The organism is Ensifer sp., from assembly GCF_035999135.1.
Lineage (GTDB): Bacteria > Pseudomonadota > Alphaproteobacteria > Rhizobiales > Rhizobiaceae > Ensifer.
This window is the reverse complement of record NZ_DASYGZ010000060.1, coordinates 46,557-63,018: the sequence shown is the minus strand read 5'-3', so window position 1 is coordinate 63,018 and position 16,462 is coordinate 46,557. Positions and strand designations below refer to the sequence as shown.

The window sequence follows — 16,462 nt, the reverse complement described above, 5'->3', positions numbered from 1 at the left end:
TCCGACTGATTCTGAACAAAGATCGTGATCACCATTGACTGAGCAAAGCACCCCCGGCGGCGGAAAAACTCCGCCAGGCATCGAGCCGATTTCCATCATCGAGGAAATGCAGCGGTCCTATCTCGATTACGCCATGAGCGTCATCGTCAGCCGCGCGCTTCCAGACGTGCGTGACGGTCTGAAACCCGTGCACCGCCGCATCCTCTACGGGATGAGCGAACTCGGCATCGACTGGAACAAGAAATACGTCAAATGCGCCCGCGTCACCGGGGACGTGATGGGTAAGTATCACCCGCACGGCAACATGGCGATCTATGACGCGCTGGCGCGCATGGCGCAGGACTGGTCGCTCCGCCTGCCGCTGATCGACGGCCAGGGCAACTTCGGCTCCGTCGACGGCGATCCGCCGGCCGCCGAGCGCTACACCGAGTGCCGCCTGCAGAAGGCCGCGCATTCGCTGCTCGACGATCTCGACAAGGAAACGGTCGATTTCCGCGACAACTATGACGGCACCTTGCAGGAGCCGGTCGTCGTTCCCGCGAAGTTCCCGAACCTGCTCGTCAACGGCGCCGGCGGTATCGCCGTCGGCATGGCGACCAACATTCCGCCGCACAACCTGGTCGAAGTCATCGGCGGTTGCATCGCGCTCATCGACAACCCGGCGATCGAGCTGCCGGAGCTGATGGAAATCATCCCGGGGCCGGATTTCCCGACCGGCGCGCTGATCCTTGGCCGCTCCGGCATCCGCTCCGCCTACGAGACCGGCCGCGGCTCCGTCATCATGCGCGGCCGCGCCCATGTCGAGCCGATGCGCGGCGACCGCGAGCAGATCATCATCACCGAGATCCCCTTCCAGGTGAACAAGGCGACGATGATCGAAAAGATGGCAGAGCTGGTGCGCGACAAGCGCATCGAAGGCATCTCGGACCTGCGCGACGAATCCGACCGCCAGGGCTACCGCGTCGTCATCGAGCTGAAGCGCGATGCCAATGCCGATGTCATTCTGAACCAGCTTTACCGCTACACGCCGCTGCAGACCTCGTTTGGCTGCAACATGGTGGCGCTGAACGGCGGCAAGCCGGAACAGATGACGCTGCTCGACATGCTCAGGGCTTTCGTCTCCTTCCGCGAGGAAGTTGTTAGCCGGCGTACGAAGTACCTGCTGCGCAAGGCGCGTGACCGCGCCCATGTGCTCGTCGGCCTCGCCATTGCCGTTGCCAACATCGACGAAGTGATCAAGCTGATCCGGCACGCGCCCGATCCGCAGACCGCTCGCGAACAGTTGATGGAACGCCGCTGGCCGGCCCACGATGTCGACAGCCTCATCCGGCTGATCGACGATCCGCGCCACCGCATCAATGAAGACAATACCTACAACCTGTCGGAAGAGCAGGCGCGCGCCATCCTCGACCTGCGCCTGCAGCGCCTGACCGCGCTTGGCCGCGACGAAATCGGCGACGAACTCAACAAGATCGGCGAGGAAATCAAGGATTACCTCGACATCCTGTCGTCGCGCCTTCGCATCATGACCATGGTCAAGGACGAACTCATCGCCATCCGTGACGAATTCGGCACACCCCGCCGAAGCGAGATCATGGAAGGCGGTCCTGATATGGACGACGAGGACCTGATCGCCCGCGAAGACATGGTCGTGACCGTTTCCCACCTCGGCTATATCAAGCGCGTGCCGCTGACGACCTACCGGGCGCAGCGCCGCGGCGGCAAGGGTCGCTCCGGCATGGCGACCAGGGACGAGGATTTCGTTACCCGGCTATTTGTCGCCAATACCCATACGCCTGTTCTGTTCTTCTCGTCGCGCGGCATCGTCTACAAGGAGAAGGTCTGGCGCCTGCCGATCGGTACGCCGCAATCGCGCGGCAAGGCCCTGATCAACATGCTGCCGCTGGAACCCGGCGAGCGCATCACCACGATCATGCCGCTGCCCGAGGACGAGACGACGTGGGAAAACCTCGACGTCATGTTCTCGACGACGCGCGGCACGGTTCGCCGCAACAAGCTGTCGGACTTCGTGCAGGTCAACCGCAACGGCAAGATCGCGATGAAGCTCGATGAGGAGGGCGACGAGATCCTGTCCGTCGACACCTGCACCGAGCGCGACGACGTCATGCTGACGACGGCGCTTGGCCAGTGCATCCGCTTCCCGGTCGATGACGTGCGCGTCTTTGCCGGCCGAAACTCGATCGGCGTGCGCGGCATCAATCTTGGCGATGGCGACCGCATCATCTCGATGGCGATCGTCGGTCATGTCGATGCCGAGCCGTGGGAACGTGCAGCCTACCTCAAGCGTGCGGCCGCCGAACGGCGCGCGGCAACCGGCGAGGAGGAAGAAATCTCGCTGGTCGGTGAAGAGGTTACCGAAGGCGGCGAGCTCTCGAACGAGCGCTACGACGAGCTCAAGGCGCGCGAACAGTTCGTGCTGACGGTTTCGGCGAAGGGCTTCGGCAAGCGCTCCTCGTCCTACGATTTCCGCACTTCGGGCCGCGGCGGCAAGGGCATCCGCGCCACCGACACCTCGAGGACGGCGGAGATCGGCGAACTCGTGGCGGCCTTCCCGATCGAGGACAACGACCAGATCATGCTCGTTTCCGATGGCGGCCAGCTCATCCGCGTGCCGATCAACGGCGTCCGACTTGCAAGCCGTGCGACCAAGGGCGTCACCATCTTCTCGACCGCCAAGGACGAGAAGGTCGTCTCGGTCGAACGCATCAGCGAGCCTGAAGGCGAGGACGAAGGCGAGGGCGAGGTCGAAGGTGCAGTCGAAAACGGTGCACCGGAAACATCAGTCGAATCCGAGGGTTGATCGACCGCGACCGCAGTATTGAAATCGAGAGCCCGCCACTTCGGCGGGCTTTTTTCATTTTGGGCGATAGCCTTGAAGATCGGCAAGCTAGGGGGAGAGAGGCGTGCCGGGCCGATCATCGCCAGTTGCTGAAGCTGGCACAGACGCGCGGATGTAATCACGCAGACGCCTGGCCAGCACGTCGAAGGTGACGCGGCAGCGTGGCGCCGTCTTCAGATTTTCGTGCATCACCAGCCAGGTATCGAGTTTCATTTCGAAGAGGCCGGGAAGAACGGCCACGATATCAGGATCACGTGCCGCCAGCCCGTTCTGGCAAAGTCCTATGCCTAAGCCGGCGCGGATCGCCGCAAGCTGGGCGAGATTGCTGTCGGTCCGAAGGGCGAACGGCACGTCTGGCAGCGCTGGTGAACGCGCCATGATCGCACGGACAGCGGCCGTCTGGCGGTCATAGCCGATCAGGCTGTGTTGGCGAAGGTCAGCCAGCGACTTGGGCGTGCCGCGACGCTCGATGTAGCGGCGATGGCCGTGGAAACTGATCGGCACGGCACCGATGTGGCGGGCGATCAGCGCCTCCTGTGTCGGTGCCACCATGCGCACGGCAATGTCGGCCTCCTGTCGCAGCAGATCCTCCACCGTGTCGGATGCCGAGAGTTCGATGGTCAGTTGCGGGTGGGTGGCGTGGAGCTCCGAAAGGATCGGCGGCAGCACCTCTATGCCGATCACCTCGCTGGCGCTGATGCGCACCGTGCCACTGATCATGTCCCGCTGGCTCGATGCTTCCCGCAACAGCGCTGCCGACGTTGCCGCCAGCGTTTCCGCGTAGGGTTTCAGCGCCAGTGCGGCATCGGTCGCCAGAAGGCCATGGGGCGAACGGACGAACAACGGGTAGCCGAGCGCCGCCTCCATGGCATCTATGTGCCGGCCAATCGTCGGTTGTGTCAGGCCAAGTTCGCGAGCTGCCGCCGACAGCGATCCTTCCTCAAGGACAGTGAGGAAGGTCCGGTAATAATCCCAGCTCAGATCAAGCTTGCTCATAAAAATTAGTATAGCTGAGCAATATATTTCGGCAATTCCGTTTAGTGATGGACTGCGCGATGCTGGCTCCATGAAGAAGCGGATGGAGACAGATGTGATGGAAACGCAGGAAAAGATGAAGGTAGCTCTGGTGCTTGGCGCGACGGGAGGCATCGGTGGCGCCGTGGCGCGCGGCTTGAGGCGGCACGGTTGGATCGTGCGTGCCTTGAACCGGAGCGCCGAGAAGGCGGCGCGGGCCGCGCCTGATATCGAGTGGGTGCAAGGCGACGCCATGAGCCTCGACGACGTGCTTCACGCGGCCCGGGGCGTCGACCTGATCGTGCATGCCGTCAATCCGCCTGGCTATCGCAACTGGGGCACCCTGGTCCTGCCGATGCTAGAAAACACGATCGCCGCGGCCAAGGCTGCGGGCGCGCGTATCGTTCTGCCTGGAACGATCTACAACTTTGGTCCCGACGCCTTCCCTGTTCTCACCGAGGAGGCGCCGCAAAACCCCAAAACGGAAAAAGGCTTGATCCGCAAGGAGATGGAGCTTCGGTTGAAAGCGGCTTCGCAGGCCGGCGTGGGGGTGATCATCGTCAGGGCCGGCGACTTCTTCGGGCCCGGAGCAGCCAACAACTGGTTCTCGCAGGCGTTGGTCAAACCGGGCAAACCGCTGACGGCGATTTCCTACCCCGGCCGAAAAGGCGTCGCCCATCAATGGGCCTACCTCCCGGATGTGGCCGAGACGATGATCCGTCTTGTGGAGCGCGCAGACGCGTTGCCGGCTTTTGCCGTCTACCACATGTGCGGGTTTCTCGACCGAAACGGCACGGAGATGGTCGAAGCCATCCGCCGCGTGGTGGCTAAACCGGACCTTCCGGTTCGTGCATTTCCCTGGTGGCTGATCGGGCTGGCGTCGCTCTTCGTGCCGCTGTTCAGGGAGCTGCGCGCCATGCGCTATCTCTGGCGCGAGCCCCTGCGCATGCCGAACGAACGGCTGGTTGCTGTTCTCGGCAAGGAACCGCACACCGAAATCGACGAGGCCATTGCAACGACGCTGCGTGGACTTGGGTGCTTTGACAACCATTGGGAGAATACGCATCCGCGTGCGGTCGCCGTACGCTAAGGCCCAGCAATGGCCAGCGATCACGCCCGAGCGGCTTTCGGCGCTGACGGATCGGGGGGGCGCGGGATTGGGCGCTGACTGCGATGCCGATCCGCCATCGCGGGAGCGGATAAGGATCCCAGTCGACCAGAACGCTGGTCAATTGCGGAAGACGAGGCAGGCGCCGCCACTCTTGCGAATGGTGGCACACAGCTTGTTTGCCTCGACCTGGGTCTCGCGACCGATCCGCGCGGCATAGCGGATCCTGAGCCCGAAGCTTGCATTGCGTTCCCGCAGCAGGAGCGCCTTCTCACTGCGGATCGGTTCCGGCAGACGTTTGACCGCGCTAACGAACAGCCGCTGCGCCACCGATTTCCGGAAATGCGCGGCAAGCTGAACACCCCAGGGCGCCCATTCGGCTTCATCGATCACCTCGATGTCGCGCAGGTTGCGCGTGCTGGCGAGCGCGACGCAGCCATCGAGAAAGGACTTACCCTTGTCGAGCGTCAGGTCGAGCGTCTTGGGCGGGTTGTCGCGCCAGTCCTCGACGCTGTAGGCGGTGATCGCCAGCACGTAATTTCGGGTTTCGGCCGGCAGCCAATCCACTTCCAGAAAGCGCTCCAGGCCATTTTCTCCGGCATTGTAGGCGGCGGCGGCAAAGCCGAGATTGCCGTAGCGGGATTTGAGCTCACTCAGATATTCCGCCGATTTGCCAAGCGCTTCGACGACATCGAAGCTGTTGGAAAGACCGCGCATCTTTGCGGTTCCCGGCATGAACTGCGCAATCCCTTCTGCTCCCTTTGGACTGACGGCGTTGGGACGAAACAGGCTCTCGCGCCAGATCAGGCGAGCGAAAAATGCAGAAGGCAAGTCATGGACCTCAGCATAGTGATCGATGACGTCGCAGACGTCGCGCGCGAAGTTCTCCTTGCTGATGCAGAGTGTGCGGGCCGGATCGAGCGGCGACTTTCCCGAATAGACGCATTTCGGGCCGGGAACGAGATCGTCGATGCGGGCGGACGCCGGTCCGGCGATGAAAGTCGGGCCACCGGCAAGCAGGGCGAGGGCGGCTACGATGAAGCGCATACCGACTTTCAATCTGTGTTTCCGCCGACGAGCCACGCTGCCCTTCCCGAAACAGTTCCCCTGCCTTCATACCATTTCGCGATGCGTGCACAAACCGCGACGACGCAAGCATCCCGCCGTCACGTGGGATGCTTTGCAATCAGAGTGCCAGTGCGTTCTTCGCACGGTCAAGCGTGCGCGCGGCGTTCTAACGCGGCGCGCCGGTCGGAAGCACCAACTGCATGAAGGTGAGGTCCAGCCAGCGGCCGAATTTTGTGCCGACCTCGCGCATGCGGCCGGTGTCGACGAATCCCAGCTGCGCGTGAAGGCGGATCGATGCGGCGTTTTCCGATTCGATCGCCGCAACCATCACATGCTTGCCGATCCGCTCGGCTTCGGCGATCAGCGCGACCATCAGCGCCCGGCCGATGCCGGCACCGCGACGATCCTTGTGCACGTAGACGGAGTGCTCGACGGTGTGGCGATAGCCGTCGAACGGCCGCCAGTCGCCGAAGGAAGCGTAGCCGATGACGTCACCCTCCTTGGAAACGGCAACGAGCACGGGATAACCGATGTCCGCCCGGGCCTTCAGCCATGCGGTTCTGTTGGCGACATCGACCGGGGTCTCGTTCCAGATCGCCGTCGTGTTCGCCACCGCATCGTTGTAGATTTCGCAGATCACTGGAAGATCGGTTTCGGTTGCCGCCCTGATCAGCATGCTTGTCCCTCATGTCAATTCACTATATGACTACGAAATGAATACTAAAGTAGACAGCCTTGATCAACGCCTCAGTGAGCGAATTCGTCTTGAACGCGAGGCGCGCGGGTGGTCGCTGACCCAGCTTTCGGAGCGGTCGGGCGTCTCGCGCGCGATGATCCACAAGATCGAACGCGGCGACAGCAGTCCGACGGCAACCTTGCTTGCCAAGCTCGCGGCAGCCTTCGAGCTGACCATGTCGAGCCTGATCGCAAGGGCGGAAGAAAGCCAGGGAAGGGTGCTGCGGCGACAGGATCAACCGGTCTGGCGCGATCCCGAGACCGGATACATCCGGCGTCATGTGTCGCCGATGTCGGATTTGCCGCTGGAGCTTGTCGAGGTCGAGCTTCCGGCGGGTTCCGAGGTGCCCATACCGGCGTCGGCCTATGCGCTCCATCGCCGCTGGATCTGGGTGACGGACGGGCGCCTGACCTTTGTGGAGGGAAGTGAAACGCATGCGCTTGCCGAGGGCGACTGCCTGGAGCTCGGACCGCCGCAGGATTGCGCGTTTCGCAATGACGGTAGTGCCGCCTGCACATATGCGGTGATCCTGCTGAAGACAGGATCGCCCTAGAGTATATCGCCTCCAGTGGTGAAGCTTGGAGCAGCCAGGCGCTCTAGCGGCCGAGCTCGGCAATCGCGATCTCAGCCATCTTCAGGTCGCTCTTGACCCCGGCGTCGTCGCCATCCTCCAGAAACCAGGCGGCCGAAAGCCCTGCATAGGCCAGCACCCAGTTCAGGATCCGGCGCGGCGCGAGGCCCGTCTCCCTGGCGACGATGGGCAGATGTCGCTGCAGGCGGCCGGGCGCGGTGACCAGCGGCAGTTCCGGATTGCAGAAGAGGTTTGCATAGTCGTAGCCCCGGTCGCCGAACACCCGCTTCGGGTCGATTGCAAGCCAGCCACGCGCGCCGAAATCGAGAATGTTGGCGTGGTGAACGTCGCCGTGCAGCACGACCGGGGGCTCGGGGTCGGCAAGCAGCGCCTTTGCCGCCTGAAGCGCCTGTGCGAACAGACCGCCCTGGGCGGGAGCGGCCGTTTCCAGCGATGCGAACCACTTGTCGAGGGGCACGAGATGGTTCGGCACCGCAGTCGCGCGGGGCGCGTGGAGCTCGGCCACTGCGCGGCAGATGATGCGCGTGACCTCCTCGTCGCTTCCGGTCATCGCCATGTGGAACAGGTTGTGCCGGCTGTCGGTGCGCTCCATCAGGATCGCGTCGCCATCCGAGTGATAGACTTTGGCTGCACCCTGGCCGTTCCAGTAGAGCATCGGCAAGCGGCCGTATTTTTCTTCCGCGTCCCGCGCCACCTTCAGCATCGCCAACTGGTTGTCATAGCGCACGGGAAAGAGATGGCTGGAGGGCGTAACAATCAATTCGCCATCGGGCTGCAATGCCCATTTTTCAAAGTAAGAAGAGAACATAAACAACGTCTTCCCAGACAAATACCCCCGCCGGACGGCGGGGGTACTGGCCATGTGGGAGCTTCATGCGACCTGTTCAAGGGCCGGGTAGTCGGTGTAACCCCTGGCGCCGCCACCGTAGAAGGTCGCCTGGTCGGGCGCGTTGAGCGGCGCGTTGCGTTCCAGACGCTCGACAAGATCCGGATTGGCGATGAACGGTTTGCCGAAGGCAACAAGATCGGCCTCGCCGTCCCTGAGTGTCTTTTCGGCCAGCGCCTTGTCGTAACCGTTGTTCGTCATCCAGGCGGCCTTGCCGCCGGCGGCGACATAGGTCGCCCGCAGCGCAGGATAGTCGAACGGGTGGTCGCCTTGCTGGTGATCCCGCGGACCGCCCGTCGCCCCCTCGATGATGTGAATGTAGGCAAGGGCGTACCGGGCGAGGTTCTTCAGCACGTAGCCGAAGACCGCTTGCGGTTCCGGATCGTAGGCGTCGTTGGCTGGCGTCACCGGCGACAGGCGAATACCGACACGGCCCGCGCCGATCTCCTGCGTAACGGCATCGACGACCTGGAACAGGAAGCGGGCCCGGTTCTCGAGTGTGCCGCCATAGGCGTCGCTGCGATGGTTTGAGCCGGAACGCAGGAACTGATCGATGAGATAGCCATTGGCCGCGTGGATCTCGATGCCGTCGAAGCCGGCGTCGATCGCTGCCCGCGCCGCACGGCGATAGTCTTCGACGATGCCGTCGATCTCCGCAATCTCCAGCGCGTGCGGTTCGGAGGTCTCAGTAAAGGACCCGGTTCCGTCAGCGTTGATCAGATAGGTCTTGGACTTGGCGCGAATTGCCGAAGGCGCGACCGGCTTGGCGCCTTCCGGTTGCAGCGAGTTATGCGAGATGCGCCCGACATGCCAGATCTGGACGACGATCCGCCCACCCTTGGCGTGCACCGCATCCGTCACCTTGCGCCAGCCTTCTAGCGCCTGCGGAGTGTAGAGGCCGGGAACGTCGGCGTAGCCCTGGCCCTGCTGGGTGATCGCCGTTCCCTCGGTAATCAGCAGGCCCGCGGAGGCGCGTTGCTCGTAGTAGGTGACATTCAGTGTGTTCGGAACGGCGCCTGGTGAACGATTGCGCGTCAATGGCGCCATGACGATGCGGTTGTTCAGCGCAATGTCGCCGATGGTAACAGGGTCAAAAAGCGTGGCCATGGGAGGGTCCTTTCAGGGAGGTCTGCTTGGGAGGATTTGCTGGCTTCAGAGATCGCCGATGTTCCGGAGGAAGGCTGCGATCGCGTCTTCGTCACGACGATAGAAGACCCACTGGCCGACGCGGCGTGTCGTCACCAGGCCGGCGCGCTGAAGCACGGCGAGATGCGAGGATACGGTCGATTGCGACAGGCCGCAGCGTTCGAACTGGCCGGCGCAAACTCCAAGATCGAGCGGATGTTCCTGGGTGGGGAAATGACGCTGGGGCTCCTTCAGCCAGGCGAGAATCTTCACCCGGACTGGATGGGCAAGCGCCTTCAATACCTCGTCTCTATCCATCGTATATCGCCACATCGTGCTTTATCGATAGATGTATCGCTAAAACACGATATTCAAATCACAAGGCTGTGAGGACCGTGCAGGCAAAAAAAGAGGGCCTCAAGATGACTTGGGCCCTTGTAGTTTTGAAGGTAATTAAAACCTCCAGAGGGGAACAGCTGATGCGGTGGCGGGGGAGGAGAAGCCACCAAGAATGCACCAGCTGCATTTTGATATGGGAAGCGAAGTATCGGCTTTCAATAGCCGATCGCGATTTTCATCACGGTTCGCTGTCTGCAAAGAGTAGACAAAAAAAGAGGGCCACAAGATGACTTGGGCCCTTTATAAGTTGTGAAGGTAATTAAACCTCCAGAGGGGAACAGCTGCTGCGGTGGCACTGGGAGGAGAAGCCACCAAAGATGCATCAGCTGAGTGTGGTATGCTGCTTTTTTGGGCGAGCAGCAATCATTTAATATGCATGACAGCCATGTCATGTGCGCATCCCTGCTCAATTTTGCGGCGCACAACAAAAATGCGCCGCACAAAACATGCGGCGCATCGATAAATTCTCTTTTAAAACAGTATGATAGCTCTGGTTTCGGCAATTGCTCCGTAAATGGGCATTTGCGGAGGGCCTTCAGAAGTTCCAGTTTCTCGCCTTGGCGACGATGTAGTCGCGGAAAACCTTGAGTTTCGCCGCGTTCTTCATTTCGTCGGGATAGCAGAAATAGGTGTCGAAAGACGGGATGTCGGCGCTGATCGGCAGCTGGATGAGGCCCGGGTCGCGGCCAACGATATAGTCGGGCAACATAGCGACGCCGATGCCGAGCAGGCAGGCGCGCTTGATCGAGGTCTGGCTGTTGATCTGCAGATGCGAGACCCGAGGATTGTCCGAATCGCGACCGGCGATCTCGAGCCAGTTCACGTCGAGAAGGTAGTTGGGCGCCGGCTCGCCGAAGGTGATGATGCGGTGGTTGTCGAGGTCCTCGACCGACTGCGGTTCGCCATATTTGTTGATGTAGGACGGTGCGGCATAGACATGCATGTGCACGGTGAACAGCTTGCGCTGGATCAGGTCCGACTGTTGCGGCTGGCGCAGGCGGATGGCGCAGTCGGCATGGCGCATGTTGACGTCCAGTTCCTCGTTGTCGAGGATGAGCTGCACCTGCACCTCCGGATGCAGCGACATGAACTCCTGGATCTTGTCCGTCAGCCAGCCCTGGCCGAGTCCGACCGTGGTGGTGATGCGCAGCTTGCCGCTCGGCTTGTCCGTGGTTTCGCTCAGCTGGACCTTGACGCTTTCCAGCTTCATCAGCACTTCATGTGCCGTGCGATAGAGGATTTCGCCCTGTTCGGTGAGGATCAGACCGCGCGCATGGCGGTGGAACAGCTTGATGCCGACGTCCTGCTCCAGCGAGCTCACCTGCCGGCTGATCGCCGATTGCGAGAGGTGAAGCTTATCTGCCGCATGGGTGAACGACCCAGCCTCGGCCGCCGCGTGAAAAATGCGCAGTTTGTCCCAGTCCAGCGACATGAAGTCCCCCATAAGAAACCACTCCGGGAGACAGGAGCCTGTCTTCCGGGCGTGGCTGATGCATCTGTTCCCACACGGGCGCGGTGCCTCAGCGACACCACCCCGATTCGCAGCTTCTATTCGGCTGCAATTGCGACGGGCATATGACCCGCCAGGTATTTCTCGGCTTCGAGCGCCGCCATGCAGCCCATCCCGGCTGCCGTCACCGCCTGACGATAGATGTCGTCCGTCACGTCACCTGCGGCAAAAACGCCCGGTACGTCGGTCGCCGTCGAATCGGCCGCGGTCCAGAGATAGCCGTTGGACTTCTGACGGAGCTTACCCTTGAAAAGCTCGACCGCCGGCGCATGGCCGATCGCGACGAACACGCCGTCGGTGACCATGTCGGCGGTCTCGCCGGTCTTGGTGTTGCGCAGCTTCACGCCGTTGACCGATGCCGGCATTGGCGGCTTGGCAGGTGCGCCCAGATATTCCGTGACCTCGTGATCCCAGATGATCTTGACGTTCGGCTTGGCGAACAGGCGCTCCTGCAAGATCTTTTCGGCCCGGAAGCTGTCACGGCGGTGGACGACGGTAACCGTCTTGGCGAGGTTGGAGAGGTAGAGCGCCTCTTCGACGGCCGAGTTGCCGCCGCCGACGACGATCACGTCCTTGTTGCGATAGAAGAACCCGTCGCAGGTGGCGCAAGCCGAAACGCCGAAGCCCATGAAGGTCGGCTCGGTCTCGATCCCGAGCCACTTCGCCTTGGCGCCGGTGGCGATGATCAGCGCGTCGGCGGTCCAATCGGTCCCGCTGTCGGTCTTGATGCGGAACGGACGGACCGAAAGATCGACGTCGGTGACGAGGTCGTTGACGATCTCGGCGCCGACATGGGTGGCCTGCTTGAGCATCTGCTCCATCATCCACGGGCCTTGCACAGGATCGGCGTAACCCGGGTAGTTTTCCACGTCGGTGGTGATCATCAGCTGACCGCCCTGTTCCATGCCGGCGATCAGCACGGGTTCAAGCATGGCGCGCGCCGTATAGATGGCAGCCGTATAGCCAGCCGGGCCGGAGCCGATGATCAGCACTTTCACGTGACGGGCAGTCATAGTCGTGTCCTTCGTTCATCGGCGAGAAACGCAAAGCTCAACCGATTCCATTGCGTGAATGGGAAATAGTCCCATAGTTTAGGGATTCCCCACCATGAGTTTCAAGGGTGTCCCGGCCGATACACACAAGTGCTTGAGCCAGAGGCTCGGTTTCGCCACCAGATGACGCGTTTCTGCATCAGGGGCGGGGAGGCTTCTTGCCGCGTCCGATCACAGCCGAACGCGGACGACGGAGGGAGCCTTCGGGTGGTGCAAGCGCCGCGTTCTGCCGCCAAGCCGGCATCGACGCGCCATTTTCCCGCGAATAGTCGGCGTGGCTCCTTGTTGTCCAGCGGGTTTGACGATATTTCACGCGGATTCACTTTGCTGGAGAAGCATATGGGGTTGAATGCCGGCCGAGCACGGTTCCGTCGCGAACGCGCAGCGCTCGGCAGCGCACTGCCTCAAGATGACCTGGTCCTCAACGACCGTGCCGGCGCGACGATTCCGATCGCGCCCGGGTCCGGAGGATAGACGTCTGCAAACAATTCAGGCCACGGGGCCGATCAAACCGCAAGCAATTCTCGTTTTCGACTTTGCCCGCTCACAAAGTCGCCACGCAAAAAGGACGAACGTTCATGACGAAACAAGTCGAGCTCGACGCAATCGATCTCAAGATCCTTCGCGAGCTCCAGCGTGATGGCCGGATGACCAATGTGGATCTCGCCCAACGGGTCGGTATATCCGCGCCGCCGTGCCTCAGGCGGGTGCGCAAGCTGGAAGAGACCGGCGTCATCAAGGGCTACCACGCACTCTTGAATGCGCCCACGCTCGGTTTCGACCTGGTGGCCTTCTGCATGGTGGGCCTGAAGCGCCAGTCGGAAGCCGACCTGAAGGCCTTCTCCGCCGCGACCGCCGAATGGCAGATCGTCCGGCAGGCCTGGACGGTGTCCGGCGAAAGCGACTTCCTCCTGCATTGTGTCGCCGAGAACCTGACGACGTTCCAGGATTTCGTCATCGAGGTGCTGACGGCCAACGAGCGCGTCGACACGGTGCGCACGATGCTGACGATCCGTCAGGTCAAGGACATCGGGCTCGTGCAGATCTAGGACCATCATGAACAAGCTTCCGCTGTCTGCCTTCATCATCTGCCAGAACGAAGAGGCCTATCTTGCAAACTGCATCGAGAGCCTCGATCAGTGCGCCGAGATCGTCATCGTCGATTCCGGGTCGACCGACGGGACGCCTGCGCTCGTTCAGTCCTACATCGACAAGGGTTGGCCGATCCGCTTCATGCACGAGCCGTGGCGGGGCTACGCCGGACAGAAGCAGTTCGCGCTCGATCAGTGCACCGAGGCCTGGTGCCTGAACATCGATTCCGACGAGCGCCTCGACGCACCGCTGAAGGCGCTGCTGCCGACGTTGCTCAGTGCGCCGGCGGAGACTGTCGGCTGGCGCATTGCGCGCAGGCCCTATCTGATCGGCTACGGCTACACGCCGGAACGCGTGCACGAACGCCGTAACCTCCGGCTGATCCGCAAGGGCAGGGGACGATACGATCTCAACCAGAAGGTCCATGAAGGCATCGTGCCGGATGGCGCCGTGGGTGCGGCGGCCAAGGGAAGCCTGCTGCACTATCGTCCGCTGATCATCGACGAGCAGATCCTGAAGGAAAACAAGTATTCGACGCTGAAAGCGGACCAGCAGTTTGCGGCCGGTAAATCGGCGCGTCCCTACAAGATGCTGTTCAGCCCGCCGCTCTACTTCCTCCGGCTCTATTTCCGCAACGGCCTGTGGCGGTGCGGCTTTCCGGGTTTCATCGAAGCGATGACGGGGGCTGTCTACGCCTTCCTCACCGCAGCAAAGATCTATCAGAGGCACGCGCTGAAGCGGCACCCGAACCATGACGACATGGATCGGGGCGCGGGCAAGCCGTGAGGTTCCCATGAAAGTCATGCATTTTCACTTCGGCAAGGACGGCGGCGCCGAGCGCTTCTTCGTCCATCTGGTCAACGCGCTGGGCGAGCGCGGGGTCGAGCAGACCGCCGTCATCCGCCACGGACGCATCTGGAAGAAGGACATCGAGGGTGCGACCCGCATCATCGAGAGCAACTTCCGCAACCTGTCGCTCGATCGCATCCTTCTGCCGATGAAGGTGAGCAGCATGGCGCGCCGCGAGAAGCCGGATGCGCTCTTTGCCTGGATGCCGCGCGCAAGCCGGCTGATGCCGAACTACAAGGGCTGCATCAAGATCTCGCGGCTTGGCGACTATCCGCTGCGGCTCGACTATTTCCGCAACACCGACTGCCTCGTCTGCAACACGCCGGGCATTGCCGAGCATGTGCGCAAGATCGGCTGGAAGCGCGATGTCGAGGTGATTTCCAACTTCACCGGCACCGAACGCGTCGCGCCGGTGAGCCGCGCCACACTCGATACACCGGAGAACGTGCCTGTTGTCATGTCGATGGGGCGTTTCGTGCCGCGGAAGGGCTTCCACACGCTCATCCAGGCCATCGCCAAGGTGCCGGACGCCTATCTCTGGCTGGTTGGGGACGGCGAAGAGCGTGAGAACCTGCAGAAGCTTGCTAACGATCTGGGCGTCGCAAAGCGCGTGCGTTTCGCCGGCTGGCAGAAGGACACGCGTCCGTTCCTTGCCGCTTCGGACATCTTCGTCATGGCGTCGAGCCACGAGCCGCTTGGAAACGTTGTCCTCGAGGCCTGGGCGCAAGGCACGCCGGTCGTTTCCAGCCGCTCGGAAGGGCCGCTCTGGTTCATGCGCGACGGCGAGAACGGCCTGATGGTTGATATCGGTGACGCGGACGGCTTCGCCCAGGCGATCGATCGCATTGCCAATGACACCGTGCTTGGCGAGCGCCTGGCCGAACGCGGCCATCAGACGCTGATGAGCCAGTTTTCCAAGCAGGCCATCACCGACGCCTATATGAAGCTGTTTGCTTCGAAACGATAGGCCGGCGGCAGGGGCGGGGGCTGAGAAGACCCTGCCGAAACATGCTGCAAGCAAACGTCAGGGGAGAGGGTCAGGCGCGCATCAGCCGTTCATAGACGGCATTGATTGCACGGGCCTCGCCCTCGATTGCAAACGAAGCGCAGGTGAGTGCCTTGCCGTTGGCGCCGGCGGACGTGCGGCGCCGATCGTCGTCCATGAAGCCTGCGGATGCCTCCACCATGGCCTGCAGGTCGCTGGCCGGGATCACAGTCCCAGTTTCCTGCTCTCCGACGACCACCAGTTCCGAAAAGGCGCCGACGTCGGTCGCGACCACGGGCACGCCCGTTGCCATCGCTTCGAGCGGCGTCAGGCCGAACCCTTCCCAGCGCTGCGGCGCGACGAAAAGATCGAGCGCGCGATACCAGTCGGGGATGTTGGTGTGCTCGCCGACAAAGCGGATCCGGTCGGAAAGGCCCGCTTTCGCGACCCGCTCCTTCAGCTCGTTTTCAAAGGCGACGTGGGGTCCGGTCGCGCGACCGGCAACAACGGCGCTCCAGCCCGGTCGGCAGGGCAGAAGCGCGATCATGCTGTCGACGAAGAGATCGGTGCCCTTCTGCTTACGCACGCGCCCGAAACAGCCGACATATTTCTGCGCGGGGTCGAGCCCGAGTGCTGTCTTCGCCGCGCCCGTGTCGCCGGCCGGCTGAAAGCGCTTGGTGTCGATGCCGTGCAGGATGACCGTGTTCGGCACCTGGAGATAGGCGGCCGTCTTGCTGCTGGTCGCGATCACCGCGTCCATCCTGGAAATAAGGAACTTGCTCCACCCGGTGTGACGCCGTTGCGAGGCGGAGGTGAAGACGATCTTCAGCTTCATCCGCAAGAGATCGCGCAGCACGATCGCCGGCAGCATTTCCACATTGCGGCGGGCATGCCAGACGCGGCAGGGGCGGCTTTCGGGCGCACTCCACAGGCGCAGCAGGTCGCGGAAGCGGATCGAGGGCAGGGCGTCCGGCAAGCCGGGCCCGAGCACGGCAATCTTTTCGCCAAGCGCGCGCTGGATCGGAATCAACTGGATGATGGTGGACGTCACGCCCGAGAGGCGGCGCTTGAAATTGGGAGCGATGACCTCGACGTTCCGGATATCGGCCACGGATGCGCACTCCTTGCGCGAGCAACGATCGACTTGCGGGGAAGGGGAAAGCCGGGGCGAAGAGAGCCTCCGCCC

General features: G+C 62.3%; 15 protein-coding genes. 6 read left to right on the top strand and 9 right to left on the bottom strand.

The features are described from left to right. The first annotated feature begins 34 nt into the window (after positions 1-34). Positions 35-2,821 (top strand): DNA gyrase subunit A, encoded by a 2,787-nt coding sequence (gene gyrA / locus VGO12_RS06740; RefSeq protein WP_327511950.1) that lies wholly within the window; start codon positions 35-37, stop codon positions 2,819-2,821. Between the two features lie 87 nt (positions 2,822-2,908). On the opposite strand, the gene VGO12_RS06735 is transcribed toward gyrA, so the two are convergent. After that, a complete protein-coding gene (locus tag VGO12_RS06735; protein ID WP_327511949.1) occupies positions 2,909-3,856 on the bottom strand; it encodes a LysR family transcriptional regulator in 948 nt (315 codons plus the stop codon). Between the two features lie 97 nt (positions 3,857-3,953). Here VGO12_RS06735 and VGO12_RS06730 point away from each other — a divergent pair, with 97 nt between their 5' ends. Next, entirely contained in the window at positions 3,954-4,964 is a 1,011-nt protein-coding gene (locus tag VGO12_RS06730) for an NAD(P)H-binding protein (protein WP_327511948.1), read from the top strand. Positions 4,965-5,102: 138 nt separating this feature from the next. On the opposite strand, the gene VGO12_RS06725 is transcribed toward VGO12_RS06730, so the two are convergent. Next, a complete protein-coding gene (locus tag VGO12_RS06725; protein WP_327511956.1) occupies positions 5,103-6,029 on the bottom strand; it encodes a lytic transglycosylase domain-containing protein in 927 nt (308 codons plus the stop codon). 187 nt (positions 6,030-6,216) lie between these two features. Next, positions 6,217-6,726, bottom strand: coding sequence for an N-acetyltransferase family protein (locus tag VGO12_RS06720; RefSeq protein WP_327511947.1), 510 nt, complete (start codon positions 6,724-6,726; stop codon positions 6,217-6,219). A 37-nt stretch (positions 6,727-6,763) separates the two neighbouring features. Here VGO12_RS06720 and VGO12_RS06715 point away from each other — a divergent pair, with 37 nt between their 5' ends. Continuing rightward, positions 6,764-7,339 carry an XRE family transcriptional regulator gene (locus tag VGO12_RS06715; RefSeq protein ID WP_327511946.1) on the top strand — a complete coding sequence of 192 codons (576 nt, stop codon included), beginning with the start codon at positions 6,764-6,766 and terminating at the stop codon, positions 7,337-7,339. A 43-nt stretch (positions 7,340-7,382) separates the two neighbouring features. Here VGO12_RS06715 and VGO12_RS06710 read toward each other — a convergent pair whose 3' ends face one another. The 5 genes from VGO12_RS06710 to trxB form a co-directional block, all read right to left on the bottom strand. Beyond that, positions 7,383-8,186 carry an aminoglycoside phosphotransferase family protein gene (locus VGO12_RS06710; protein ID WP_327511955.1) on the bottom strand — a complete coding sequence of 268 codons (804 nt, stop codon included), beginning with the start codon at positions 8,184-8,186 and terminating at the stop codon, positions 7,383-7,385. A gap of 63 nt (positions 8,187-8,249) precedes the next feature. Further along, entirely contained in the window at positions 8,250-9,371 is a 1,122-nt protein-coding gene (locus tag VGO12_RS06705; protein WP_327511945.1) for an alkene reductase, read from the bottom strand. Positions 9,372-9,416: 45 nt separating this feature from the next. Then, complete coding sequence (locus tag VGO12_RS06700) at positions 9,417-9,707, bottom strand: metalloregulator ArsR/SmtB family transcription factor (protein WP_327511944.1); 291 nt, start codon at positions 9,705-9,707, stop codon at positions 9,417-9,419. 616 nt (positions 9,708-10,323) lie between these two features. Then, complete coding sequence (locus VGO12_RS06695) at positions 10,324-11,220, bottom strand: LysR family transcriptional regulator VtlR (protein ID WP_043614622.1); 897 nt, start codon at positions 11,218-11,220, stop codon at positions 10,324-10,326. 116 nt (positions 11,221-11,336) lie between these two features. Continuing rightward, positions 11,337-12,311 carry a thioredoxin-disulfide reductase gene (gene trxB, locus VGO12_RS06690; RefSeq protein WP_327511943.1) on the bottom strand — a complete coding sequence of 325 codons (975 nt, stop codon included), beginning with the start codon at positions 12,309-12,311 and terminating at the stop codon, positions 11,337-11,339. Positions 12,312-12,928: 617 nt separating this feature from the next. Between trxB and VGO12_RS06685 the strand changes: the two genes are divergently transcribed. Genes VGO12_RS06685 through VGO12_RS06675 form a run of 3 tightly spaced genes read left to right on the top strand, consistent with a single transcriptional unit; the run spans position 12,929 to position 15,258 of the window. Further along, on the top strand, positions 12,929-13,399 hold the full coding sequence (locus tag VGO12_RS06685) for an Lrp/AsnC family transcriptional regulator (protein WP_113539971.1): 471 nt from the start codon (positions 12,929-12,931) through the stop codon (positions 13,397-13,399). 4 nt (positions 13,400-13,403) lie between these two features. Beyond that, positions 13,404-14,228 (top strand): glycosyltransferase family 2 protein, encoded by an 825-nt coding sequence (locus VGO12_RS06680; protein WP_327511954.1) that lies wholly within the window; start codon positions 13,404-13,406, stop codon positions 14,226-14,228. Positions 14,229-14,235: 7 nt separating this feature from the next. Then, complete coding sequence (locus VGO12_RS06675) at positions 14,236-15,258, top strand: glycosyltransferase (protein WP_327511942.1); 1,023 nt, start codon at positions 14,236-14,238, stop codon at positions 15,256-15,258. A 70-nt stretch (positions 15,259-15,328) separates the two neighbouring features. Here the strand turns inward: VGO12_RS06675 and VGO12_RS06670 are convergent, their stop codons facing one another. Beyond that, positions 15,329-16,387: a glycosyltransferase family 4 protein gene (locus tag VGO12_RS06670; RefSeq protein WP_327511941.1), complete on the bottom strand. Its 1,059-nt coding sequence runs from the start codon at positions 16,385-16,387 to the stop codon at positions 15,329-15,331. Between the last annotated feature and the right edge of the window lie 75 nt (positions 16,388-16,462).